The organism is Mesorhizobium sp. (assembly GCF_004962245.1).
In the GTDB taxonomy this organism is placed as follows: Bacteria; Pseudomonadota; Alphaproteobacteria; order Rhizobiales; family Rhizobiaceae; genus Mesorhizobium.
In genome coordinates, this window is sequence record NZ_SUHQ01000012.1 from 141,903 (window position 1) to 166,709 (window position 24,807).

General features: G+C 63.5%; 22 protein-coding genes. 13 read left to right on the forward strand and 9 right to left on the reverse strand.

Annotated features, from left to right (window positions below):
- Positions 1-21: 21 nt before the first annotated feature.
- On the reverse strand, positions 22-1,050 hold the full coding sequence (gene htpX / locus E5X88_RS14950) for a zinc metalloprotease HtpX (RefSeq protein ID WP_292162463.1): 1,029 nt from the start codon (positions 1,048-1,050) through the stop codon (positions 22-24).
- Between the two features lie 224 nt (positions 1,051-1,274).
- Here htpX and E5X88_RS14955 point away from each other — a divergent pair, with 224 nt between their 5' ends.
- Positions 1,275-1,514 (forward strand): DUF1674 domain-containing protein, encoded by a 240-nt coding sequence (locus tag E5X88_RS14955; protein ID WP_292162464.1) that lies wholly within the window; start codon positions 1,275-1,277, stop codon positions 1,512-1,514.
- A gap of 21 nt (positions 1,515-1,535) precedes the next feature.
- On the opposite strand, the gene E5X88_RS14960 is transcribed toward E5X88_RS14955, so the two are convergent.
- A complete protein-coding gene (locus E5X88_RS14960) occupies positions 1,536-2,207 on the reverse strand; it encodes an HAD-IA family hydrolase (RefSeq protein WP_292162465.1) in 672 nt (223 codons plus the stop codon).
- A gap of 173 nt (positions 2,208-2,380) precedes the next feature.
- Between E5X88_RS14960 and E5X88_RS14965 the strand changes: the two genes are divergently transcribed.
- The 3 genes from E5X88_RS14965 to E5X88_RS14975 all read left to right on the forward strand — a co-directional run bounded on the left by E5X88_RS14965 (position 2,381) and on the right by E5X88_RS14975 (position 6,582).
- Positions 2,381-3,250, forward strand: a complete 870-nt coding sequence (locus tag E5X88_RS14965) for a transglutaminase family protein (protein ID WP_292162466.1) — start codon at positions 2,381-2,383, stop codon at positions 3,248-3,250.
- Between the two features lie 315 nt (positions 3,251-3,565).
- A complete protein-coding gene (locus tag E5X88_RS14970; protein ID WP_292162467.1) occupies positions 3,566-4,927 on the forward strand; it encodes a pilus assembly protein in 1,362 nt (453 codons plus the stop codon).
- A gap of 386 nt (positions 4,928-5,313) precedes the next feature.
- On the forward strand, positions 5,314-6,582 hold the full coding sequence (locus E5X88_RS14975) for a cyclopropane-fatty-acyl-phospholipid synthase family protein (RefSeq protein WP_292162469.1): 1,269 nt from the start codon (positions 5,314-5,316) through the stop codon (positions 6,580-6,582).
- Position 6,583: 1 nt separating this feature from the next.
- Here E5X88_RS14975 and E5X88_RS14980 read toward each other — a convergent pair whose 3' ends face one another.
- Positions 6,584-7,312 carry an MOSC domain-containing protein gene (locus E5X88_RS14980; protein ID WP_292162472.1) on the reverse strand — a complete coding sequence of 243 codons (729 nt, stop codon included), beginning with the start codon at positions 7,310-7,312 and terminating at the stop codon, positions 6,584-6,586.
- A gap of 4 nt (positions 7,313-7,316) precedes the next feature.
- Positions 7,317-9,272: an acetate--CoA ligase gene (gene acs, locus E5X88_RS14985; RefSeq protein WP_292162473.1), complete on the reverse strand. Its 1,956-nt coding sequence runs from the start codon at positions 9,270-9,272 to the stop codon at positions 7,317-7,319.
- Between the two features lie 307 nt (positions 9,273-9,579).
- Between acs and E5X88_RS14990 the strand changes: the two genes are divergently transcribed.
- On the forward strand, positions 9,580-9,852 hold the full coding sequence (locus E5X88_RS14990) for an aspartate-semialdehyde dehydrogenase (RefSeq protein ID WP_292162474.1): 273 nt from the start codon (positions 9,580-9,582) through the stop codon (positions 9,850-9,852).
- A 44-nt stretch (positions 9,853-9,896) separates the two neighbouring features.
- Here the strand turns inward: E5X88_RS14990 and E5X88_RS14995 are convergent, their stop codons facing one another.
- Positions 9,897-10,931 carry an aldo/keto reductase gene (locus tag E5X88_RS14995; protein WP_292162476.1) on the reverse strand — a complete coding sequence of 345 codons (1,035 nt, stop codon included), beginning with the start codon at positions 10,929-10,931 and terminating at the stop codon, positions 9,897-9,899.
- Positions 10,932-11,072: 141 nt separating this feature from the next.
- Positions 11,073-12,257, reverse strand: coding sequence for an MFS transporter (locus E5X88_RS15000; RefSeq protein WP_292162477.1), 1,185 nt, complete (start codon positions 12,255-12,257; stop codon positions 11,073-11,075).
- A gap of 138 nt (positions 12,258-12,395) precedes the next feature.
- Between E5X88_RS15000 and E5X88_RS15005 the strand changes: the two genes are divergently transcribed.
- Positions 12,396-13,304, forward strand: a complete 909-nt coding sequence (locus E5X88_RS15005; RefSeq protein ID WP_292162479.1) for a LysR family transcriptional regulator — start codon at positions 12,396-12,398, stop codon at positions 13,302-13,304.
- A gap of 50 nt (positions 13,305-13,354) precedes the next feature.
- On the opposite strand, the gene E5X88_RS15010 is transcribed toward E5X88_RS15005, so the two are convergent.
- Together E5X88_RS15010 and E5X88_RS15015 are read right to left on the reverse strand one after the other, a co-directional pair.
- The gene (locus tag E5X88_RS15010; protein ID WP_292162481.1) at positions 13,355-13,744 is read right to left on the reverse strand and encodes a hypothetical protein; all 390 of its coding nucleotides are present in this window, start codon (positions 13,742-13,744) and stop codon (positions 13,355-13,357) included.
- Between the two features lie 98 nt (positions 13,745-13,842).
- Complete coding sequence (locus tag E5X88_RS15015) at positions 13,843-14,523, reverse strand: YggS family pyridoxal phosphate-dependent enzyme (RefSeq protein WP_292162484.1); 681 nt, start codon at positions 14,521-14,523, stop codon at positions 13,843-13,845.
- A gap of 247 nt (positions 14,524-14,770) precedes the next feature.
- On the opposite strand from E5X88_RS15015, the gene leuS reads away from it, so the two are divergent.
- Complete coding sequence (gene leuS / locus E5X88_RS15020) at positions 14,771-17,410, forward strand: leucine--tRNA ligase (protein ID WP_292162486.1); 2,640 nt, start codon at positions 14,771-14,773, stop codon at positions 17,408-17,410.
- Positions 17,397-17,984, forward strand: coding sequence for an LPS assembly lipoprotein LptE (lptE, locus tag E5X88_RS15025; protein ID WP_292162488.1), 588 nt, complete (start codon positions 17,397-17,399; stop codon positions 17,982-17,984). Before leuS ends, lptE begins: the two co-directional genes overlap by 14 nt.
- A gap of 88 nt (positions 17,985-18,072) precedes the next feature.
- Here the strand turns inward: lptE and fsa are convergent, their stop codons facing one another.
- Positions 18,073-18,726 (reverse strand): fructose-6-phosphate aldolase, encoded by a 654-nt coding sequence (gene fsa, locus E5X88_RS15030; RefSeq protein WP_292162490.1) that lies wholly within the window; start codon positions 18,724-18,726, stop codon positions 18,073-18,075.
- Between the two features lie 89 nt (positions 18,727-18,815).
- Between fsa and E5X88_RS15035 the strand changes: the two genes are divergently transcribed.
- The 5 genes from E5X88_RS15035 (at position 18,816) to E5X88_RS15055 (ending at position 24,749) form a co-directional block, all read left to right on the forward strand.
- On the forward strand, positions 18,816-20,999 hold the full coding sequence (locus E5X88_RS15035) for a primosomal protein N' (protein ID WP_292162492.1): 2,184 nt from the start codon (positions 18,816-18,818) through the stop codon (positions 20,997-20,999).
- A gap of 101 nt (positions 21,000-21,100) precedes the next feature.
- Positions 21,101-21,496, forward strand: a complete 396-nt coding sequence (locus E5X88_RS15040; protein ID WP_292162494.1) for a DUF4345 family protein — start codon at positions 21,101-21,103, stop codon at positions 21,494-21,496.
- 245 nt (positions 21,497-21,741) lie between these two features.
- Positions 21,742-22,302, forward strand: coding sequence for a F0F1 ATP synthase subunit delta (locus E5X88_RS15045; protein WP_292162496.1), 561 nt, complete (start codon positions 21,742-21,744; stop codon positions 22,300-22,302).
- Entirely contained in the window at positions 22,302-23,831 is a 1,530-nt protein-coding gene (gene atpA / locus E5X88_RS15050) for a F0F1 ATP synthase subunit alpha (protein WP_292162498.1), read from the forward strand. Before E5X88_RS15045 ends, atpA begins: the two co-directional genes overlap by 1 nt.
- Positions 23,832-23,864: 33 nt before the next feature.
- Positions 23,865-24,749: a F0F1 ATP synthase subunit gamma gene (locus E5X88_RS15055; RefSeq protein ID WP_292162501.1), complete on the forward strand. Its 885-nt coding sequence runs from the start codon at positions 23,865-23,867 to the stop codon at positions 24,747-24,749.
- Positions 24,750-24,807 lie beyond the last annotated feature (58 nt).

The following is a 24,807-nucleotide window of genomic DNA, read 5'->3' on the forward strand; positions in this document are numbered from 1 at the left end:
GGTGCCGGCGTTTCGCTCCGCTCACGACCACGGGCCCTTGGGTCCGGTCGGATTGCGGCCCCAGGGATTGGATTTCGGCCGGGCCGGTTCAGCCGGCTGCTGCTCAGGCTGCTGGGCTGCCTTCTCCCACGGGCCCGAAGGCTGCTGCTCGTCCGCCTGCCGCGACATCGGCGAAGGCCGCTGAGCAGGGGCGGATGCGCCACCGGCCATGTCCCGCGCCATCGCCTGCAAGGCCGCGATGCGGTTGTCGGTGTTCGGGTGGGTGGAAAACAGACTGTCCATGCGCTCGCCGGAAAGAGGATTGATGATGAAGAGGTGGGCGGTCGCCGGATTGCGCTCCGCATCCGGGTTGCGGATGCGTTCGGCGCCACGGGCGATCTTGTCAAGGGCCGAGGCAAGCCAAAGCGGGTTTCCGGCTATTTCGGCGCCGCGCCGGTCGGCCTCATATTCGCGGGTACGGCTGACCGCCATCTGCACGATCATGGCGGCGAAGGGCGCCACGATCATCGCCACCAGCACGCCGACAATGCCGAAGGAATTGTTGTTGTCGCGGTTGCCGCCGAAAAAGAAGGCGAAATTGCCGAGCATCGAGATCGCGCCGGCAAGCGTGGCGACGATCGTCATGGTCAGCGTGTCGCGGTGCTGCACATGGGCGAGCTCGTGCGCCATGACCGCCGCGACTTCTTCATGCGACAGGCGTTGCAGCAGACCGGTGGTGGCGGCGACCGCGGCGTTTTGCGGATTGCGCCCGGTGGCGAAAGCGTTGGGCTGCGGGTTGTCGATCAGATAGGTTTTCGGCATAGGCAGGCCGGCCCGTTTGGCGAGGCTCTGCACGATGGCGTAATATTCCGGCGCGTTCCTTTCGTCGACCTCGACGGCGCGGTTCATCGACAGCACCATCTTGTCGGCGTTCCAATAGCTGAACAGGTTCATGCCGGCGGCAATCAGCAAGGCGATCACCATGCCGCCCGATCCGCCGATCAGATAGCCGACGCCCATGAACAGCGCGGTCATCGCGGCCAAAAGCATGGCGGTGCGAAGTGTGTTCATTGTTTGCTCCGTTTCTGTCGGCTCTGCGTAAAAAGGGTCGATCCTCCTTACAGCGCCGTGCGTCCCTTGGACGCGCAAAGGACGCTGTAACACTTTATTTTGCGGATGATCCTGTCCGAAAATCGATTCCGATTTTCGGGGTCATGCGCTACTCATCGCTATATGATGGGAAAGGCTAGGCCCTGTTTCAATCGGGGCCTGTTTCAATCGGCCGGGAATATCGCATGATCGACGAAACCAGTAAAACAGACGAAACCAGCAGAACAGACGCCGGCCCCGATCACGGCGCGCCGCAAAAAACGCTGACGCCGGCAGCCCGCCGCGCTTTGGCGGAAGCGGAAGAACGCCGCGAACACTATCGCCAGCAGGAAGCCGCGGTGCCGAAGGAGATCGGCGGCCGTGGCGGCAAGGAACCCGGCCGCTATGGCGACTGGGAGGTCAAGGGCCTGACCAGCGATTTCTAGGCACGACCTGATACTTGAGGCTTAGCAGACCTCGGCGGCGCGCTCCGGCTGCAGGGCGATCCAGCCGCGATCGTCAACCGCGATGCCGATCGCGTCATAACCGGCGATCGCGGCGTGCGGCGTTTGCAACGGATGCCGGTGCGTGGCGCTGATCACCACGACCGCGGCCCCTGCCGCCTCGGCCGCCGATATGCCGGCGGGCGCATCTTCGAAAACGAGGCAGTCGCGCGCATCGACGCCCAGCCGCTCGGCCGCCAGCCGGAAGCAATCGGGCGCCGGCTTGCCGCGGGAAACATCCTCCGCCGCGACAAGGATGGCGGGAAGCGGGATGCCGGCGGCCGCGATTCGCAGCAGAGCCAACTCGCGCGGCGCTGAGGTGACGATGGCCCAGCGCTCGGGCGGCAGCGACGCCAGAAACGTCGCGGCGCCGGCGATCGGATGGATGCCGTCGACGTCGGCCGCCTCGGCCTTCAAAAGAGCATCGGCTTCGCGCGTCGGATCGACGCCTGGAAGCGCCAGCCGAGCGATGGTCTCGATCGCCCGCACGCCGTGGATCGTCGGCAGGAATGCGGCAACGTCGAGACCTTGCCGATGTGCCCAATCCGCCCAGACCCTTTCTGCCGCGGCAGTCGAATTGACCACCGTGCCGTCCATGTCAAACAGGAAGGCTGCGAATTTTTTGCCTGCGAACATCTGCTATCCTGGGATCGTTTCGGAGGGATCAAAGCACGTCGACCGACCGTAGCGTTGCGTCGGCTGCATGGGAAGGCGCGAGATCGCCTTTTCGACTTTCCCAGGGAACCACGATCGGCCTTCTCGCGTTGATCGAACTGTCTTCCACGATGCCTAAAAAGGGGGGAACCGCGATGCTGATTCGGCTCGGCTACGAAATCGCCATCGACTGTCTTGAAGCCACCCCGGTGATTTCGCTGCTCGAGATCCACAAGGATCGGCAGGCCGACATCAAGCGGCAGACGCGCGTGCTGACCTCGCCTTCCGTTCCGACCAGGCTCTATCACGATGTTTATGGCAATACCTGCCGCCGCTTCACGGCGCCTGGCGGCGGCTTTCGCATTCTCTACGACGCCGTCGTCGAGGACAGCGGCGAGCCCGACGAGGTCAACACGCTGGCCAGGGAAGTGCCGGTGGCGGAGTTGCCGGACGACGTGCTCGGCTATCTGCTCGGCAGCCGCTATTGCGAGACCGATCATCTCAGCGATCTGGCTTGGCAGGTTTTCGGCCCTGTTCCATCCGGCTGGGCGCGGGTTCAGGCGATCGTCGACTATGTCCACAACCGCCTGTCGTTCGGTTACGGCTATGCGCGCCCGACCCGTACGGCGGCGCAGGCGCATGAGGAGCGCGTCGGCGTCTGCCGCGACTTCGCTCATCTGGCGATCACGCTTTGCCGCTGCATGAACATCCCCGCCCGCTACGTGAACGGCTATCTCGGCGACATCGGCGTACCGGTCGACCCGGCGCCGATGGATTTTTCGGCGTGGCTGGAAGTGTTCCTCGACGGCAAATGGTACACATTCGACCCCCGCCACAACGTGCCGCGGATCGGTCGCGTCGTCATCGCGCGCGGCCGTGACGCCACCGACGTGCCGCTGCTGCACAGTTTCGGCCAGCACCGGCTCGGCCTGTTCAAGGTCTGGACCTACGAGCAGGAAAGCAATCTGTTCAACCCGCCCCATCGCGGCATCGACAGGACCGTCAGCGCGCAGATGCTGGCATAGAGGCGCCAAAGCGCGAACGGCGTGCGTCCCGTTGTGATGGTCGCCCCGCTTCGGCACAGCGTGCGTGTGCCGGATCAGGACTGGGTTCTTGTACCTCACGGCAGACGGCGCGATCATGGTAAGCGCTTCGTAAACGAAATTGCCCCAGCGGCTTCTCGTTTACCGGTTGTTCACCTTGCCGCATTTCGAAACCAAGCAGAAACAACGGTTTGACAATAAGCCGCCGGCTTCTGGTCGTTTGGCGGCGCCATCCGGCCGGAATCCTGCACTGCGCCTTCACACGGCCTTGAGGTCGTGACGAATGGAGGCGGAAGCATGCGGCATTTTGGGGGTCTTGTTCACGCGGTCGGCGGCTTTGCCGCGGATCGAAGGGGAAACTTCGCGGTTCTGCTCGGCATGGTCGCGTCAGTGCTGGCGCTGGGCGTCGGCTTTACCGTCAACGTTTCCCAGCTCTACAACGCCAAGTCGAGCCTGCAAGGCGTGGTCGACGCGGCGGTGACCTCGACGGCGCGCGACCTGACGACCGGCGTCATCATGGAGGCCGATGCCAATAAGTCGGTGCAGGCCTTTCTCAACGCCAACAGCCAAGCGGGCATCCTGAGCGCCGACCAGATCGTCCTCGACAAATTGACGGTCGACAAGACCGCCAAGACGGTCCAGGCGGACGTCCATGTCGATGTCGGCCTTTATTTCCCGCTTTTCAGCATGAGTGACATGAAGCGCGTCGCCGCATCGACGACGGCGGTCTATTCGGAGAAGACGATCGAAGTGGCGATGATGCTCGACGTGACCGGATCGATGGCCGGCCAGAAAATCAAGGATCTTAGAACCGCTGCGGCGAACGCGGTCGGCAGCTTCCTGGACAATCAGGACCCCGCCAATCCCAGGGTGCGTGTCGCCATCGTGCCATACGCCAATTCGGTGAACGCCGGCGCGCTTGCCGCCAGCAGCGTCTATGTTGAAACCTCGACCAGCCAGCGCAAGCAGGCGCCCGGCAATGGCGCCGTACAGTATGTCTCCGGCTTCACGCGCCCGGACAATTGTGCCACCGAGCGCAAGGGAGCCTATCAATATTCGGATGCGGGTCCCGGCGCCAGCATGGTCAATCGCGACTACCTGCTGTCGTCGTTCGCTTGGTGGAGGAACACGGCCACTTGCCCGACCGCCGCGTTGAAGCCGCTGACGGCGGACGCCGCGGCGCTCAAGAGCGTCATCAAGAATTTTGTCGCATCGGGCGGCACTGCGGGCCATATCGGCGTGCAATGGACCTGGTACATGCTTTCGGAAAACTGGGGCAGCGTGATGAAAGCTTCGGAGCGGCCGGCCATGATGAATCCAAAGAAGGTTGCCAAAATCGCGATCCTGATGACCGACGGCGAGTTCAACCTGTCCTATTTCGACGCGAGCACCGTCGATGGCGTTTACAATGAAACGGGCAAGGAGCCGCCCCGCGCGGCGGCCAAGAAGCTTTGCGCTGCCATGCGAGACAAGGGTATCGAAATCTTCACCGTTGGCTTCGACCTCAACGAGACGAATGCCAAGGCTACTCTCCAGGATTGCGCTAGCCCGGACACTGCCAAGATCAAGCACTTCTACCAGGCGGCCAATGGGATGGAACTCGATCAGGCTTTCCAGGACATAGCGCGCAACATCGAAAACCTGACGGTGACCAAGTAGGGACGAATAGGGCACCAAGAAAGGAAAAGGCCGCCGCTTCTTTCGAAGCCGGCGGCCTTCCGTGTTTCCGTCCATGGCGCGGCTCATGGCGGCGACGTGTCACGTCACCAGCCGCGCATCTCGCGCCTTAACGGGAAGACTGCTTCCCGAAAGTGCAATCCGCTGAGGCCACGTTCTGGAAAACGAAATCACTCGACATCGGATCACCTCCTTTCGATTTGTTGAACACGCCCTCATGATGGGGTGCCGATCGGCAAATGGCAAGGCGGTGCGCTGAAAATCTCGCGCGGCGCCTGCTTCAGTATCGGACTGGGTTGCGGCCGGCCCATCGGGCGGGCAAACTCCTGTCGGACCGTGCCAGCACATTCGAAGCATGGGAGGAGGGCATGGAGGCAGCCGACAGAGCCGCACGGATCGTCCGAACGGTCATCGAAACCCTGAAGCCGGGTTTCGCGGTCAAGCTGTGGACCGGCGAGCGGATTGGACCCGCCACCGGCCCCGTGCTCACCATCAACGACCAGGACATTGTCTGGCAGGTGATCCGCCGGCCCTCCCTCTCGACGCTGATCGAGATGTGGATTTCCAAGACCATCGACGTGGAAGACGGATCGCTGTTCGATTTCTACGCCCTGCCTTCGCAAGGCAAGCTCAGGATGAAACTCAAGTCGCTGCCGAAGCTGGCGGTCCTGCGCGACCTGCCGACCGTGCTGTTTTCGAGAAAACAGATGACGGCGCGGACCGACCTTTCTGGGCGCAACCCCTTCGTCAGCGGGTCGAGCCAGCAGGCGATCCAGCATCACTACGACATTTCGAACGCTTTCTACCGGCTCTTCCTCGATGAACGCATGGTCTATAGCTGCGGCTATTTCACCGATTTCGCCAACAGCATCGATCAGGCGCAGAAAGACAAGCTCGATCATATCTGCCGCAAGCTCCGGCTGAAGCCCGGCGAAAGGCTGCTCGACATCGGCTGCGGCTGGGGAGCCATGCTCATCCATGCCGCGAAACATTACGGTGTCGTCGGGCATGGCGTTTCGCTGTCGGAAGCCCAGACCCAGCTCGCCCGCGAGCGCATCCGCGCCGAGGGGCTGGAGGATCGCATCACCATCGAGATAAAGTCCTACGCCGAGCTGTCCGGCTCCTTCGACAAGATATCGTCGATCGGCATGTTCGAGCATCTGGGGCTCGCCAACCACGCCGTCTATTTCTCGACCATCCATCGCCTGCTCGAACCGGGCGGCATCTATCTGCACCACGCCATCACCCGGCGCGACAAGGGCAGCATGAAGAAGACCTTGCGCAAGGGTCCGGAATTCAAGGCGCTGATCAAATACATCTTTCCCGGAGGCGAACTCGATACGATCGGCATGACGCTCGGCAATCTCGAGGCGCACGGCTTCCTCATCTACGACGTCGAGAATTTGCGCGAGCACTACGCCCGCACCTGCCGTCTGTGGGCCGAGCGCCTCCACGCACGCTTCGATGAAGCGATCGCCGAGGTCGGCGAAGCCAAGGCGCGCCTCTGGCTGCTTTATCTCACCGGCTGTTCGATCACGTTCGAACGCGCCTCGGCGCAGATATTCCAGACCGTCGTCACCAAGCGCGCGCGTGGCCCAAGCGGCCTGCCGCCGACGCGGGCGGATTTGTACCGATGACCTACAGGAGGCGCATCGTCTCGCCGATTTCGACGCGGGCTGGCCGGTCGACCGTGCAGTAGACGCCGAGATTATGGGCGTTGTGACGGACCAGATTGCGCAGGATTGCCGGATCGTCGTCGAAACCATCCTGGGCGATGATGGTGAAGCCGCATCGGCGGCACGGCTCGGAGATGGTCAACAGCAGGTCGCCGATCGCCAGCTTGCGACCGATCCATTCCGTCTCCGGGAACGATCCCTCGACAGCCGCCATGTCGACGACGATGTTAGGGCGGAAGCGGCGCGGATCGGCGGCGCCGTCGGGATGCAGCGCCTTCAGGCGCGCCAACGAAGCGGTGGTCAGGAGGTGGACCGGAGCCTTGCGGTAGCGCTCCGCGGTCAGGGGACCGGCGTAGTCCGGCGCAGCATCTTGGCGAAACGGACGGATCGAGGCCTCGAAGCCGAGAAAGGCGGAAACAGCGCGGTCGCTTTCGGCCCCAGGCGCTGGCAGCCAATCGCTCTGTGGCGTCGCGATCTCCAGTTCGTGGGCTTCCGATAACCGGGTCCGGATGCGTGGCACCTTGTGCCATTTCGCCTCGCGGTCGGGCCGTGCGATTTCATTGTTCGAGGCATCGACAAGGCCGAACAGGCGGTCGCCATCGATGGTTTCCAGACCGACCGAGATCACCTCCAGGCATTCGCCGGCGAGCGAACTCGCCGGATAACGCCAAAGCCCGGTGACGGCACCCAACGCATCACCCCCTCTTGTTCTGCCGGTTGGCAACGAGGTCGTCGACCACCGCCGGGTCGGCCAGCGTCGAGGTATCGCCGAGCGAGGCAAAATCGTCCTCGGCGATCTTGCGCAGGATGCGCCGCATGATCTTGCCCGAACGGGTTTTCGGCAGGCCCGGAGCGAACTGGATCTTGTCGGGTGTGGCGATAGCGCCGATGTCCTTGCGGACATGGGCGACGAGTTCCTTGCGCAGATCCTCGCCCGGTTTCTCGCCGGCCATCAGCGTGACGTAGCAGTAGATACCCTGGCCCTTGATGTCGTGCGGATAGCCGACGACGGCGGCCTCGGAGACCTTGTCGTGGCTGACGAGCGCGGATTCGACCTCGGCCGTGCCCATGCGGTGGCCGGAGACGTTGATGACGTCGTCGACGCGGCCGGTGATCCAGTAGTAGCCATCGGCGTCGCGGCGGCAGCCGTCGCCGGTGAAGTACTTACCCTTGTAGGTCGAAAAATAGGTCTGCACGAAGCGCTTGTGATCGCCATAGACGGTGCGCATCTGGCCGGGCCATGAGTCCGTGATACAGAGATTGCCGTCGGTAGTCCCTTCCAGCACCTTGCCGTCGCCGTCGACCAACTGCGGCTTGACGCCGAAGAAGGGCCGCGTCGCGGAGCCCGCCTTCAGGTCGGTGGCGCCGGGCAGCGGCGTGATCAGGATGCCGCCGGTCTCGGTCTGCCACCAGGTGTCGACGATCGGCACCTTGCCGTTGCCTACGACGTTGAAATACCATTCCCAGGCTTCCGGATTGATCGGCTCGCCGACCGTGCCGAGCACACGCAGCGATTTGCGCGACGTTTTGGCGACATGGGCGTCGCCGGCGCCCATCAGTGCGCGCAAAGCCGTCGGCGCGGTGTAGAAGATGTTGACCTTGTGCTTGTCGATGACATCCCAGAAGCGGGACTGCGACGGATAGTTCGGTACGCCTTCGAACATCAGCGTGGTGGCGCCGTTGGCGAGTGGCCCGTAGACGATATAGCTGTGGCCGGTGACCCAGCCGACATCGGCGGTGCACCAGAAGATTTCGCCGTCATGGTAGTCGAAGACATATTGGTGGGTCATCGAGGCGTAGACGAGATAGCCGGCCGTGGTGTGCAGCACGCCCTTCGGCTTGCCGGTCGAGCCCGATGTGTAGAGGATGAACAGCGGATCCTCTGCTTTCATCTTCTCCGGCTTGCACTCCGCCTTAACCGTCGCGATCTCGTCGTGGTACCAGACGTCGCGCCCCGGAGCCCAGCCAACCTTGCCGCCGGTGCGGCGCACGACCACGACCTTGTTGACCATCACGAAATTCTTCGCGGCGATGTCGATCGCCTTGTCGGTGTTTTCCTTCAAGGGGATGGACTTGCCGCCGCGCAGGCCTTCATCGGCGGTGATGACGAAAGTCGATTCGCAGTCGACGATGCGGCCGGCCAATGCATCCGGCGAGAAGCCGCCAAAGACCACCGAATGGATGGCGCCTAGCCGAGTGCAGGCAAGCATCGCGTAGGCCGCTTCAGGGATCATCGGCATGTAGATGGTGACACGGTCGCCCTTCTTGACGCCGTGCTTCTTCATCACATTGGCGAGCCGGCAGACATGCCCGTGGAGCTCGTTATAGGTGATCTTCTTGTCGTCGTAGGGATTGTCGCCTTCCCAGACGATGGCGGTCTGGTCGCCGCGCTTCTTCAGATGCCGGTCGATGCAGTTCCAGGAAACGTTGGTCTGGCCGTCCTCGAACCATTTGATCGAGACCTTGCCGTTGAAGGAGGTGTTCTTGACCTTGCTGTAGGGCTTGAACCAGTCGATGCGCTTGCCGTGCTTGCCCCAGAACTTGTCCGGGTTCTTCACGCTGTCGGCATACCATTTCAAATAGGTGTCATTGTCGATCAGCGCGTTCTTCTTCCACGCCGGCTGGACGCGATGGACATGAACATCGGACATTTTTTCACTCCCTCCCAAAAACCAGGCCGCCCGGCTTGACCGCCGACGGCATCGCGGCGAAGCGGCCACGAATTCGCGCGCATTATTAACAGTTCCGCGGTGACGGCAATATTAGACGTTGGATTTGCGCGGCGGGATGCCGCAGCGGCTTTCCTCGGTGCTGTCAGCACTCAGGCGGGATCGCTGCTAACTGCATGTTTTTGCGTCTTAAACCCGGCATCGATCACGAAATATCAATAGACGATTAAGCAAATAGCGCGCACAATTTCGCATTGGGAGGAAAGGAGAATCAACCCAGAGGACCGCAATGCGCGACCAATCCGAAATGGACCTGATGCTCAAGGGCTATGGCTTGACCACGGCGAAGATTCTTTATCATTTTCCCGATCATCCGCATCTGCTGCAGAGCTTCATCTGGCAGGATTACGATATCGCTCCGAAATTTCCGGTGCTGATCCGGTTCATCGAGTTCTGGCAGTCCAGGCTCGACGGCCCGCTGCATTCAGTGAGCTACACGCACCAGAAGCTGATCGCGCCCAATGAATGGCACAAGGTCGACGGCGAGTTCGTGCTGCATTAGAGCGCGGGGCGGCAGCTTGAGAGTCTCCGCCCGGCTTTGGAGCGTCAGACCGCGGGCGGGCTGAGCCTGGCGAAGGCTTCCTGCCGGCGATAGGGAAAATACGGATAGGGCGCGGTGACCGCGCTTGCCGCGTCGAGTGTCTTCATCTGATCTGATGTCAATGACCAACCGACGGCGTCAAGGTTCTGGCGCAGCTGTTCCTCGTTGCGCGCTCCGATGATGACGGAGGCGACGGTCGGCCGCTGCAGCAACCAGTTGATGGCGATCTGCGGCACGGTCTTGCCGGTTTCCTTGGCCAAGGCGTCGAGCGCATCGACGACCCGGTAGAGCTGCTCGTCCTCGACCGGTGGCCCGAAGCTTGCGGTGTCGTGCAGCCGGCTTTTTTCCGGCAGCGGCTCGCCGCGGCGGATCTTGCCGGTCAGGCGGCCCCAGCCGAGCGGGCTCCACACCAGCGCACTGACACCCTGGTCGAGGCCGAGCGGCATCAACTCCCATTCATAGTCGCGCCCGACCAGCGAGTAGTAGACCTGATGGGCGACGTAGCGCGGATAGCCGTGCTTGTCCGCCAGACCGAGCGACTTCATCACTTGCCAGCCGGAAAAGTTGGAGACGCCGACATAGCGCAGCTTACCGGCACGCACGAGGTTGTCCAGCGTCGACAGCACCTCCTCGATCGGCGTTGCGGCGTCGAAGGCGTGCAATTGCAGCAGGTCGATGTAATCGGTGCCGAGACGCTTCAGGGCGTCCTCAACGGCCTTGATAAGGCGCGAACGGGAGGAGCCCGCATCGTTGGGTCCGTCGCCCATCGGCAGTGAGGTCTTGGTCGAGATCAGCACGGCATCGCGGCGGCCTTTGATGGCCGCGCCGAGCACCTCTTCGGAGGCGCCGTTCGAATAGACGTCGGCGGTGTCGAAGAGGTTGACGCCGGCCTCCAGGCAGATGTCGACCAGCCGCCGCGCTTCCGTCGCATCGCTGTTGCCCCAGGCGCCGAACAGCGGGCCCGAACCGCCGAAGGTTCCGGCGCCGAACGAGAGCGCCGGGACCTTCAGGCCCGATGCGCCAAGACGTCGATAGTCCATGGTTTTGCTCCTTGTATCGAAGGGTGGTTGGATTCGGTTGGATCGTCACAAACGGGCGGATGCCGGTTCGCCGAGCCTGGGGCTGCGCATGACCCCGAAAATCGGAATTCGATTTTCGGGGTCATGCGCAAAATCAAAGTGTTACAGCGTCCTTTGCGCGTCCAAGAGGACGCGCGGCGCTGTAGTATCGAAGCGCAGCGCCAGTGCCGCCACGGCGAGGGCCGAGAGCGGCAGCAGCGCGGCGACCCAGGTGACGGCGCCGAGGCCGGGACCATGGGCGATGACCACGCCGCCGAGCCAGGCGCCGGCGGCATTGCCGAGATTGAAGGCGGCGATGTTGAAGGACGAGGCGAGGCTCTGGCCGGCGCCTTGCGCCTTGTCCAGCACCCACATCTGCAGCGGCGCCACGGTGGCGAAGGCGGCGGCGCCGAGCAGCCCGACATAGATCACGGCCATCGCCTGGCTGTGCAGGGCGAAGGTCATCGTGCCGAGCACCAGCGCCAGCACGACAAGGCTGCCGAGAACCGAAGGCACCAGCCAGCGGTCGGCGAACCTGCCGCCGAGCAGATTGCCGGCGATGAGGCCGCCGCCGAAGACGAGCAGGATCGGCGACACGGCGGTTTCCTGAAAACCGGTGATTTCGGTCAGCAGGGGAGCGATATAGGTGAAGACGGCGAAAACGCCGGCATATCCAAGCACGGTGGTGGCGAAGCCAAGCAGAACCGGCGCGCGGCCGAGCACGGCGAGATCGCCGCGCAGGTCGCTCTTTTCCTGCGCCGCTTTGCTGCGCGGCACCAGCAGAAGAATGATGGAGAAGGCCGCGATGCCGACCAGGGTTACCGCCCAGAAGGTCGACCGCCAGCCGAAGGCCTGGCCAAGCCAGGTGCCGAAGGGCACGCCGAGGATGTTGGCGATGGTCAGGCCGGTGAACATCAGGGCAATCGCCGAGGCCTTCTTGTTGGGCGGCACCAGTCCCGTCGCCACCACCGAGCCGACGCCGAAGAAGGTGCCGTGGGCGAAGGCGGTGAGCACGCGGGCCCCCATCAGCGTCCAGTAATCGGGGGCGAGCGCACAGGCGAGATTGCCCAGCGTGAAGATCGCCATCAGCGCTAGGAGCACGGTCTTGCGCGGCCAGCGGCCGGTGGCGATCGTCAGCAGCGGCGCGCCGATGACGACGCCCAGCGCATAGCCTGAGATCAACTGGCCGGCAGCCGAGATCGAGACACCGAGATCGGTGCTGACGTCGAGCAGCAGGCCCATGATGACGAATTCGGTGACACCGATGCCGAAGGCACCGGCGGCGAGGGCATAAAGAGCAAGAGGCATGGTGGTCTTCCGGTTCATTGATGGCCTGTTTCGACGACGGGACGCCCGTGTCCTCCCGCGCCCAACCGGAAGATCGTGCCGCGATGTACTGTGAACCAGCCTTGCGCCAGGCACATTGTCTGTGAAATAGATTCACGAATGGCGAGGCCCGACATCAACCGCTCCGGCGAGATCGAAGTGTTCGTCCGCGTCGTCGAAGCGGGCAGCTTTTCGGCTGCCGCCCGGGCGCTGCGAATGACGCCGTCGGCGGTGAGCAAGCTGATCGCGCGGCTGGAGGCTCGTCTTGGCGCGCGGCTGGTCAGCCGTTCGACGCGTAAGCTGCAACTGACACCGGAGGGAGCGGCCTTTTTCGACAGTGGCGTGCGTATCCTGGCCGACATGGCTTCAGCCGAGCGCGAGGCGGCGGCGGGCGCAGCACCCCGCGGCCGGCTGCGCGTCAACAGCTACGTGCCTTTCGGGCAGCACCGGCTGATTCCGCTTTTGCCGCGTTTCCTCGAACGCTATCCGGAAATCGCCATCGATCTGGTTTTGACCGATAGTGTCATCGACTTGATGGAGGAGCGCGCCGATGTCGCCATCCGTGCCGGGCCGCTCGGCGAATCACGGTTGGTGGCGCGCAAGCTCGGGCAAAGTCCGGTGGTCGTCGTCGCCGCGCCATCTTACCTCAGGACGCGCGGCGTGCCCCAGACACCGGCCGATCTCGATCATCACAACCGGATGGGCTTCTGCTTCGTGCGCCATCTCGACGGCTGGCCTTTCGTGGGCGTAACCGGCGAGGCCGTTGTCGTCCCGATCACCGGAAATGCGCTGGTCAGCGATGGCGAGGCGATGCGGCTGATGGCGCTCTCCGGAACGGGCATCGCCCGGCTGGCGCGCTGGCACGTGGCGCCCGACATCGCCGCCGGGCGGCTTGTACCGCTTCTGGAGGACTTCAACCCCGGCGACGAGGAGCTTACCCACGCCGTCTATGTCGGGCAGGGCAAGCATCTGCCGGCTCGGGTGCGGGCCTTTCTCGACTTTTTGGTCGAGACTGTCCGGTTGGGTTGAACCGGAACCATCCGGCAGCCGGTGCCGTTACGAACACCAACCGCGTCGCCTCAACCAGCCAGGCGCGCCACGATCGCGAAGGCCGTCATGCCGAAGGCGACGGCGGCGAGCGGCAGGAGGAGTTCGACCAGCGCCGTCTTGGCGCTTACGCGGCCTTGCCCGGTTTCGAATTCGCCGGCCATCCAGTCCTCGAAGCTGCGAGCAGTCGCGGACGTCCTGCGATGGTGTCGAAGCCAGACGCGCCCGGCAATGGCCGGCAACGCCACCGAGATGATGATGAATCCGGTCATGACGGCGAGAAGATAATCGGTATAGCCGCCGTCGCCGAATCCGGCCCAGGCCGACAGCGCGTACCACGCGGCAAGCCCGACCATCGCCAGATAGACGTGCGCGTGCAGTCCATCGGAGACATATCGGTTATGGGGAATGCGTTCGCTCATGGTGCCCTCCTTCGACATTGCAAAGGAACGGCCGTGATTGGTCGCTCGTGGTCATCCCATCCGGAGTTAGAGGGCGGCCCGAGCCTCGCAATGCGGTGCTATGACGCGGCCGCTTTGTACCTGTCTCCAAAAATCGCCGAGCCGACCCTGACGCTGGTTGCGCCGAAGGCGATCGCTGTCTCGTAGTCGCCTGACATGCCCATGGAGAGCTTTTCGAGACCGGCCTCGCGCGCAAGTTTCTCCAGCAGTGCGAAATGCGGGCCGGGATTCTCGTCGGCCGGCGGAATGCACATCAGGCCCTCGATGACGAGGCCATGAACAATGCGGCAGCGGGCGACGAAGGCGACGGCCTCGCGCGGTTCGATGCCGGCCTTTTGCGGTTCCGAGCCTGTGTTCACCTGAACGTAGAGGCCTGGCGACCGGCCTTGCCTGGCGATTTCCTTGGCGAGTTCGGCCGCGATCTTCTCGCGATCAATCGTCTCGATGACGTCGAACAGCGCGACCGCTTCCTTCGCCTTGTTCGATTGCAGCGGACCGATCAGATGCAACTCGATGCCGGAAAAGGCTTGCTTCAACGCCGGCCATTTGGCTTGTGCTTCCTGCACGCGGTTTTCGCCGAAGATACGCTGGCCGGCCTTGATGACCGGGCGGATATCGGCAGCGTCGAATGTCTTCGAGACCGCGACCAGCGTCACGGCGCCAGCTTGCCGCCCCGCCTCGCGCTCGGCGGCGGCTATCTTCGCCTTGACCGTGAAAAGCTGTTCGATGGGGCTTGCCATGCTTATATCCTGACTCTCGCATGACCCCGAAAATCGGATTCGATTTTCGGAAAGGATCATGCGTAATTTAAAATCCTACAGCGTCCTTTGCGCGTCCAAAAGGACGCGCAGCCCTGTAGTTTTTGTCATGGCCGGGGCGCTGCAGTTGACGGGTCCAGCAATCCATGGTGAACACCGCAACGACATTTCCCTCGGCCGCCGGGCACTGTCCGGCGGTTCGCGCATGCTTTTAAGTGAAAAACATCCGATGGCAATCGAACGATACAATCCGCGCGCGACAGAGCCCAAATGGCAGAAGGCCTGGGACGCCAAGAAGCTGTTCGAGGCTGACAACGACGACCCGCGTCCGAAATATTATGTGCTGGAGATGTTCCCCTATCCGTCGGGGCGCATCCATATCGGCCATACCCGCAACTACACGATGGGCGACGTGGTGGCGCGCTACAAGCGGGCCAAGGGCTTCAACGTACTGCACCCCATGGGCTGGGACGCCTTCGGCATGCCGGCCGAGAACGCGGCGATGCAGAACAAGGTCCATCCCAAGGACTGGACCTATCAGAACATCGCCGCCATGCGCGAGCAGCTCAAGGTCATGGGCCTGTCGCTCGACTGGGCGCGCGAATTCGCCACCTGCGACGTCGACTACTACCACCGCCAGCAGATGCTGTTCCTCGATTTCGTCGAAAAGGGGCTGGTGACGCGCAAATCCTCCAAGGTCAACTGGGATCCGGAGGACATGACGGTGCTCGCCAACGAGCAGGTCATCGACGGCCGCGGCTGGCGCTCGGGTGCGCTGGTCGAACAGCGCGAACTGACGCAATGGTTCTTCAAGATCACCGACTATGCGCAGGACCTGCTGGATTCGCTCGACCAACTCGACGATTGGCCGGAAAAAGTGAAGCTGATGCAGCAGAACTGGATCGGCCGCTCGGAAGGCCTGCTGATCCGCTGGCCGCTGGCTACCCCGGATCCTGGCAAGATGGTTGCCGGCGAGCACGAGCTGGAGGTCTACACGACGCGGCCCGACACCATTTTCGGCGCCTCCTTCATGGCGGTCGCCGCCGACCACCCGCTGGCCAAAAAGGCCGCCGAGGACAATCCGGCGCTGGCAAAGTTCATCGACGAAGTTCATCACATGGGCACTTCGGTGGCAGCACTCGAGACGGCCGAGAAGAAGGGTTTCGATACCGGCATTCGTGTCGTCCATCCGTTCGACGACACGTGGACGCTACCTGTCTACGTCGCCAATTTCGTGCTGATGGATTATGGCACCGGCGCCATCTTCGGCTGCCCGTCCGGTGACCAGCGCGACCTCGACTTCGCCAACAGATACGGCCTGCCGGTCATTCCGGTGGTGATGCCGGAAGGCGAGAATCAAGGAAGCTTCCAGATCATCGACGAGGCCTATACCGGCGACGGCGTGATGATCAATTCGCGCTTCCTCGACGGCATGAAGCCGGATCAGGCCTTCGACGAGGTGGCGAAGCTGCTGGAACAAAAGACCATCGGCAACCGGCCGATGGCCGAGCGCAAGGTCAACTTCCGCCTGCGCGACTGGGGCATTTCGCGCCAGCGCTACTGGGGCTGCCCGATCCCGATGATCCATTGCGAGGATTGCGGCGTGGTGCCGGTGCCGAAGGCGGACCTGCCGGTCAGGCTGCCGGACGATATCGAGTTCGACCGGCCGGGCAATCCGCTCGACCGCCATCCGACATGGCGGCATGTCAAATGCCCGCAATGCGGCAAGGACGCGCGGCGCGAAACCGACACGATGGACACATTCGTCGATTCGTCCTGGTATTTCGCGCGCTTCACCGCACCATGGGCGAACGATCCGACCGATCCCAAGGCAGCCACTGAATGGCTGCCGGTCGACCAATATATCGGCGGCATCGAGCATGCCATCCTGCATCTGCTCTATTCGCGTTTCTTCACCCGTGCCATGCGCGAGACCGGCCATGTCGATCTCGCCGAGCCGTTCAAGGGCCTGTTCACGCAAGGCATGGTGGTGCACGAGACCTATCGGGTCGGCAGTGCCTCGAACGGCCGCTGGCTTGCGCCCAGCGAGGTGCGGCTGGAGGACGTCGACGGCAAGCGCCGCGCCATCGAAATCGCGACCGGTGAAGAGGCGGTGATCGGTCCGCTCGAAAAAATGTCGAAGTCGAAGAAGAACACGGTGAGCCCGGAAGAGATCACCGACGGTTACGGCGCCGACACCGCGCGCTGGTTCATGCTGTCCGACTCGCCGCCCGAGCGTGACGTCGAATGGACCGACGAAGGTGCGGCCGGCGCGCATCGCTTCATCCAGCGCATCTGGCGCCTGGTGTCGACGGCGGCCGAAACGCTCGCCGGCACCCGGCCGGCGGCGGCAAAGGAGGGCGATGCGGGGGTCGTTTCCAAGGCTGCGCACAAAGCATTGAAATCGGTCGGCGAGGACATCGAAAAGCTCGCCTTCAACCGCGCCATCGCCCGCATCTACGAGCTCGCCAACGCGCTCGCCACGCCGCTCAACGAAGTGGCTGAAGGCAAGGCCGATCCGGCGCTCAAGGCCGCTTGTCGGCAAGGCGTCGAGGTCCTCGTCCATCTGATCGCGCCGGTCATGCCGCATCTGGCGGAAGAATGCTGGCATACGCTCGGCGGCAGCGATCTGGTAGCCGAACGGCCCTGGCCGGCCTATGACCCGTCGCTTGTCGTCGACAGCGAGATCGTGCTGCCGGTCCAGGTCAACGGCAAGAAGCGCGGGGATTTGACAATCGCCCGTGACGCAGACCAAGGTGCGGTCGAAAAAGCGGTTCTGGCCCTCGACTTCGTGCAGAAAGCGCTCGAAGGTAAGGCGCCGCGCAAGGTGATCATCGTTCCGCAGAGGATCGTCAATGTCGTTGCCTGATCCGAGGAAGACAGAAGTGGCGCGTTTGCTGCGCCGTATAACGCTTTGCGGCCTGATCGCTTCGGTTGCGATGGTTTCGGCCTGCACGGTGCGCCCGCTTTATTCGAGCGCGCCGCTGTTCGCTGGCTCGCAAGCCGGGGCTGCCGCCGAACTCAGATCCATCTCGATCAAGCCGGTCGACACCCGCTACGCCCAGCAGGTCCGCAACAATCTGATCTTCGCGCTCGGTCAAGGTGCGGGCGAGCCGGGTTCGCCGGCCTATTCGCTCGATCTCGGCGTGACCGAACTTGTCGAGTCCGCAGCATTTGTGCGAACCCAGACCGATGAAAACGAGTCGACGGCGGGCACGGTGACACTGACCGCGTCCTATGCATTGACCGACGCCAAGACTGGCACGACCATCGCGACCGGCAAGCGCTCGATAACGTCGTCTTTCGACAAGCCGCGTCAGGAGTTCGCCTCCTACAGGGCGCAGATCGACGCCGAGAACCGCGCGGCGCGCGAACTGGCGGATCTGCTGCGCTTGTCGATCGCCCAGGATCTGGTCAAGCACGGCAAGACAGCGGCGGGCTAGTTGCCGCTGCGCACCTTGGCCGGCATGCATTGGTTGCATGGCGCAAAAAAAGGCCGATTGCCCGGCCTTCTCTCGCAATATCTGGATTTCAGCCGATCTTCTGGCCGGTCTTGGCCCAGTCGGCAAGGAACTGCTCCAGGCCCTTGTCGGTCAGCGGGTGCTTGACCAGCGCTTTCAGCGTCGCCGGCGGCGCGGTGACGACGTCGGCGCCGATGAGGGCGGCCTGCTTGACATGGTTCACAGTGCGCACCGAAGCGGTCAGGATCTCGGTCTGGAAATCATAATTGTCGTAAATGGTGCGGATGTCCGAAATCAGCTCCATGCCGTCCCAGCCGGTGTCGTCGATGCGGCCGACGAAGGGCGAGATGAAGGAGGCGCCGGCCTTGGCGGCGAGCAGCGCCTGGGTGGCCGAGAAGCAGAGCGTGACGTTGACCATGCGGCCTTCCGACCGGATATCCTTGCAGGCTCTGAGGCCGTCGAGCGTCAGCGGCACCTTGATGCAGACATTCTCGGCGATCCTGGCCAGGATCTTGGCCTCCGCCATCATGTCCTTGTATTCGGTCGCGACGACTTCGGCCGAGACCGGACCCTTGACGATCTCGCAGATCTCTCTGGTGACGTCAGCGATCTTGCCGCCGGATTTGAGGATCAGCGAGGGGTTGGTGGTGACGCCGTCGAGCAGCCCGAGATCGTTCAGCTCACGGATTTCCTTGACATCGGCGGTGTCGACAAAAAATTTCATGGGGGTCTCCTGAAGATTTTCATGTGCATGTCCTGCACATTCGGGGTCGGCCTTTGCTCTAGACGAAAGTCGGGGCAAGGTCACGCCTCATGATCGAAGATTCGCCCTTTGTCGCAGCCGCACCGGTGCTGGTGCCGATGCCCGCCGAACGCCCCTACACCTATGCCGTGCCAGCCGGCATGCGTGTGGTGCCGGGCTCGATCGTGCGCGTGCCGCTCGGTCCGCGCCAGGTTGCCGGCATCGTCTGGGACGGCGCCGTCGAAAAGGTCGATGCCAAAAAGTTGCGCCCGATCGAGCAGGTCTTCGACTGCCCGCCGATCGACCAAGCCATGCGCCGCTTCGTCGACTGGATCGCGCAATACACGCTGTCGCCGCCCGGCATGGTGGCGCGCATGCTGTTGCGGGCGCCGGAGGCCTTCGACCCGGAACCGTGGATCGAAGGGCTGCAACGCACTTTCGCCAAACCCGACCGGATGACGGGTGCGAGGATGCGTGTGCTGGAAACAGCCGAAGGTGGGCTTGCCTGGACGCGATCCGGGCTGGCGCATGCGGCCGGCGTGTCGTCGACCGTCATCGACGGGCTGAAAGCGCAAGGCGTGTTCGAGACTGTGATGATCCCGCCGCGGCCGGTGGTCGCAGCACCCGATCCGGGCTACGCCCAGCATTCGCTGATGCCGGACCAGAACGATGCGGCCGAGATGCTGCGCACCAGTGTCGCGGCCGGCGCATTCGGCGTCACGCTACTCGACGGGGTGACCGGATCGGGCAAAACGGAGGTCTATTTCGAGGCGGTGGCGGCGGCGCTCGACCGGGGCAAGCAGGTGCTGATCCTGCTGCCGGAGATCGCGCTGACCCACGCCTTCCTCGAGCGCTTCCAGGAACGGTTCGGCGCCAAGCCGGCGGAATGGCACTCGGACCTGCCGCCGAGGATGCGCGAGCGCGTCTGGCGGCAAGTGGCGGAAGGCGGGGTGCGCGTCGTCGCCGGCGCGCGCTCGGCGCTGTTCCTGCCGTTCAGGGAGCTCGGGCTGATCGTCGTCGACGAGGAGCACGACCCCGCCTACAAGCAGGAGGATCGCGTCTTCTACAATGCGCGCGACATGGCGGTGGTGCGCGGCCATATCGGCGGCTTTCCGGTCGTGCTCGCCTCGGCGACGCCGTCTGTCGAAAGCCGGGTCAATGCAAGCCAAGGCCGCTACAACAGGGCGGTGCTTTCGGCGCGTTTCGCCGAGGCGGCGCTTCCAGACCTGAAGACGATCGACATGCGCCGCGCCCCGCCGGCGCGCGGCGGCTTCCTGTCGCCGGTGCTGCTTGGCCATATGCGCCAGACGCTGGAGAAAAAGGAACAGTCGCTGCTGTTCCTCAACCGGCGCGGCTATGCACCGCTGACGCTGTGCCGGGTCTGCGGCCATCGCTTCGGCTGTCCGGTCTGCTCGGCATGGCTGGTCGAGCACCGCTTCCGCGGCCAGCTCGTCTGCCACCATTGCGGGCATAATGAGCGCCGCCCCGAGGCCTGCCCGGAATGCGGCACGCTCGACCATCTCGTCGCCTGCGGGCCGGGCGTCGAGCGCATCGCCGAAGAGGTCGTCGCTCACTTTCCCGACGCTCGAACCATCGTGCTGTCGTCCGACCTGATGGGCGGTGTGCGGCGGCTGAGGCTGGAGCTCGAAGCCATCGCCAATGGCGAGGCCGACATCGTCATCGGCACGCAGCTCGTCGCCAAGGGGCACAATTTCCCCAACATGACACTGGTCGGCGTGGTCGACGCCGATCTCGGCCTTGCCAATGGCGACCCGCGCGCCGCCGAGCGCACCTTCCAGCTGCTCAGCCAGGTGACCGGCCGCGCCGGCCGAACGGGCAAGAAGAGCCTTGGGCTGCTGCAGACCTTCCAGCCCGACCACCCGGTGATGCGGGCGATCGTCTCCGGCGACGCCGAGGCTTTTTACGAGCGCGAGATCGCCGAGCGCGAGCGGGCGGCGCTGCCGCCTTTCGGCCGCCTCGCCGGCGTCATCGTCAGTGCTGCGACGCGCGCGGAAGCCGAAGCGCACGCCCGCGGCCTGCGGCGTGCGGCACCTCAGGCCGCCGACCTGTTCGTGCTCGGTCCGGCCGAGGCGCCGCTATCGCTGATCGGCGGCCGCCATCGCTTTCGGCTGCTGATCCAGGGCGAACGGCGCGCCGACATGCAAGGGTTCATCCGCGCCATGCTGGCCGAGGGACCGAAGATACGGGGCTCGGTCAGGGTGCAGGTCGATATCGACCCGCAGAGTTTTTTGTGAGGCTGATGCGCGTTTCGTAAATCACCGACGCCCATCTGGCGCATGTCATGTCCTTCGCTAGAATGCCCGAACTTCGAAACAGCCATTTACGAGGGGACAGAATGGAATTTGCGTTTCCGTGGCCGATGAGTCAGGGCGAATGGCTGGCATGGTCGAGCGCCGTCGTGACCTTGCTGTTCGGCCTGCTGCTGTTCCTGGCGCCGGGGCTGGCCTTCCGGATCATGCGGCTGCAGGTCAAGCCCGAGAAGACGGCGGCGATCGCAGAAGGGCGCGGCCGGATGTCGGGCTTCTATCTCGGTGTCGGCCTGTGCTGTATACTGCTGGCGCAACCGCTGCTCTACATGGCGCTTGGCTTTTCCTGGCTGTTCACCGCCTTCGGCCGACTGCTGTCGATGATGTCGGATGGCGCCAACACGCCTTTCAACTGGGCCTTCATGGTGGTGGAGCTGGTGCTGGCCGCCTTGCCGCTTGCCTTCGTCTTCGGCTTTGTGGCTTGAATCGAAGGCTAATTCGCATCCAGCGGCCGAACCGCACCGCCGGATGCGACAATAGTGCCTAAAACCATGCAGGACGACGCATTGCGGTCTTAAAATCCCTGTGCTAGACGGCAATCGACTTTCGGCCGGGGATAGCGGAAGCCGCGCCTCCGTGCTTGGAAAAATGCAGTAAGGTCAAAGATTTAGCCAGAGTTTTCGCTCGCGCCAACAATCTGCGGCCTGTCAGACAAGAGAAAAGACGGTCCGTGGCCCAATCGTCATCGCCAATCTCAGCTGTCGCAGAACGCTATGCGGGTTCGCTGTTCGAGCTCGCGCAGCAGGCAAATTCGGTCGCCAAGGTCGAGGCCGACCTCAACAGTTTCGCGACGATGCTCGAAGGCAGTGCCGACCTTACCCGTCTGATCAATAGCCCGGTGTTTTCCAGCGAGGACCAGGCCAAGGCTATCGCGGCAATCGCCGACAAGGCAGGGATCACCGGCCTCACCGGCAATTTCCTGCGCGTCGTGGCCCAGAACCGCCGCTTGTTCGCAGTGCCGGGCATGATCAAGGCGTTTCGCCAGATCGCCGCCGAGCATCGTGGCGAGACCGCCGCCGAGGTGACCTCGGCGCATGCGCTGACGGCGGCTCAGCAGACCGAGCTGAAGGCGGCGCTGAAAAGCGTTGCCGGCAAGGATGTCGCGATCACCGTGACCGTCGACCCGTCGCTGCTCGGCGGGCTGGTGGTCAAGATGGGCTCGCGCCAGATCGATACGTCGCTCAAAACCAAACTCAATTCGCTCAAGCTTGCACTGAAAGAGGTCGGCTGATGGACATCCGCGCCGCGGAAATTTCCGCAATTCTGAAAGACCAGATCAAGAATTTCGGCAAGGAGGCCGAGGTCTCCGAAGTCGGTCAGGTTCTGTCCGTCGGTGACGGCATCGCCCGCGTCTATGGCCTCGACAATGTCCAGGCCGGCGAGATGGTCGAGTTCCCCGGTGGCATCCGCGGCATGGCGCTCAACCTCGAAGCCGACAATGTCGGCGTCGTCATCTTCGGCGCCGACCGCGACATCAAGGAAGGCGACATCGTCAAGCGCACCGGCGCCATCGTCGATACGCCCGTCGGCATGGGTCTGCTCGGCCGCGTCGTTGACGCGCTCGGCAATCCGATCGACGGCAAGGGCCCGATCAAGGCGACCGAGCGCAAGCGCGTCGACGTCAAGGCGCCCGGCATCATTCCGCGCAAATCGGTGAACGAGCCGATGTCGACCGGCCTCAAGGCCATCGATGCCTTGATCCCGGTCGGCCGCGGTCAGCGCGAGCTGGTCATCGGCGATCGCCAGACCGGCAAGACCGCGATCATCCTCGACACGATGCTCAACCAGAAAGCGGTGCACGACAACGGGCCGGAGAAGGAAAAGCTCTACTGCGTCTACGTCGCCGTCGGCCAGAAGCGCTCGACCGTCGCGCAGTTCGTCAAGGTCCTCGAAGAGCGCGGCGCGCTCGACTATTCGATCATCATCGCCGCCACCGCTTCCGATCCGGCGCCGATGCAGTTCCTGGCGCCGTTCACCGCCTGCACGATGGGCGAATATTTCCGCGACAACGGCATGCATGCGCTGATCAGCTACGACGATCTGTCGAAGCAGGCCGTCGCCTATCGCCAGATGTCGCTGCTGCTGCGCCGCCCGCCCGGCCGCGAAGCCTATCCGGGCGACGTCTTCTACCTGCATTCGCGCCTTCTGGAGCGGGCCGCCAAGCTCAATGACGACAATGGCGGTGGTTCGCTGACGGCGCTGCCGATCATCGAGACCCAGGCCAACGACGTGTCGGCCTACATCCCGACCAACGTCATCTCGATCACCGACGGCCAGATCTTCCTGGAAACCAATCTGTTCTTCCAGGGCGTCCGCCCGGCGGTCAATGTCGGCCTGTCGGTGTCACGCGTCGGCTCCTCGGCGCAGATCAAGGCGATGAAGCAGGTCGCCGGCTCGATCAAGGGCGAACTCGCTCAGTACCGCGAAATGGCGGCCTTCGCCCAGTTCGGCTCCGACCTCGATGCCGCCACCCAGCGCCTGCTCAACCGCGGATCGCGCCTGACCGAACTCCTGAAGCAGCCGCAATTCTCGCCGCTGAAGGTCGAGGAGCAGGTCGCGGTGATCTTCGCCGGCGTCAACGGTTATCTCGACAAGCTGGCGATCGACCAGGTCGGCAAGTTCGAGCATGGCTTGCTCAGCCACATGCGCTCGGCCGGCAAGGACGTGCTGGACGGCATCCGCAAGGAGAAGGCGCTGTCGGACGATCTGCGCGCCAAGCTGAAGGCGGAGATCGACACCTTCGCCAAGACCTTCGCTTAAACGAAGCCGGACGAACGGGATCAGGTTTGAAGCATGCCTTCATTAAAAGACCTTCGTAACCGTATCGCCTCGGTCAAGGCGACGCAGAAGATCACCAAGGCGATGCAGATGGTCGCCGCGGCGAAGCTGCGCCGCGCGCAGGAGGCGGCGGAAGCCGCTCGTCCCTATTCGGAGCGCATGGGCGCGGTGCTGGCCAACATCACCCAGGCGATCGGCGACGGCGGCGATGCTCCCGCGCTGATGACCGGCACCGGCAAGGACGACGTGCATTTGCTTGTCGTCTGCACCGCCGAGCGTGGTCTGTGCGGCGGCTTCAATTCGCAGATCGCACGCTTTGCTCGCGACCACATCCGCAAGCTGCTGGCCAACGGCAAGAAGGTCAAGATCATCTGCGTCGGCAAGAAGGGGTTCGACATCCTGCGCCGCGACTACGCGGAGCTGATCATCGACCGCGTCGACCTGCGCGAAGTGAAGACGCTGGGCTTCGTCAATGCCGATGCCATCGCCAAGAAGGTCATCCAGCTCTTCAACGAGGGCGGTTTCGACATCTGCACGCTGTTCTATTCGCAGTTCAAGTCGGTGATCAGCCAGATTCCGACGACCCAGCAGATCATTCCGGCAGGTGTGGCTTCCGCTCCCGCCGACGCGTCGAACGGCGGCAACGCCGTTTATGAATACGAGCCGGAGCCGGGCGAAATCCTCTCCGACCTCATTCCGCGCAACATCTCCGTACAGGTCTTCCGCGCGCTGCTCGAAAACGCGGCCGGCGAGATGGGCGCCAAGATGAGCGCCATGGACAATGCGACGCGCAATGCCGGCGACATGATCAACAAATTGTCGATCACCTACAACCGCCAGCGGCAGGCGCAGATCACCAAGGAATTGATCGAAATCATTTCGGGCGCCGAGGCGCTCTAGGCGCTCCCACGAAGGTCGTCGACCTTCAGCGGATCGCGTGAGAAACAGAGAGACGAAA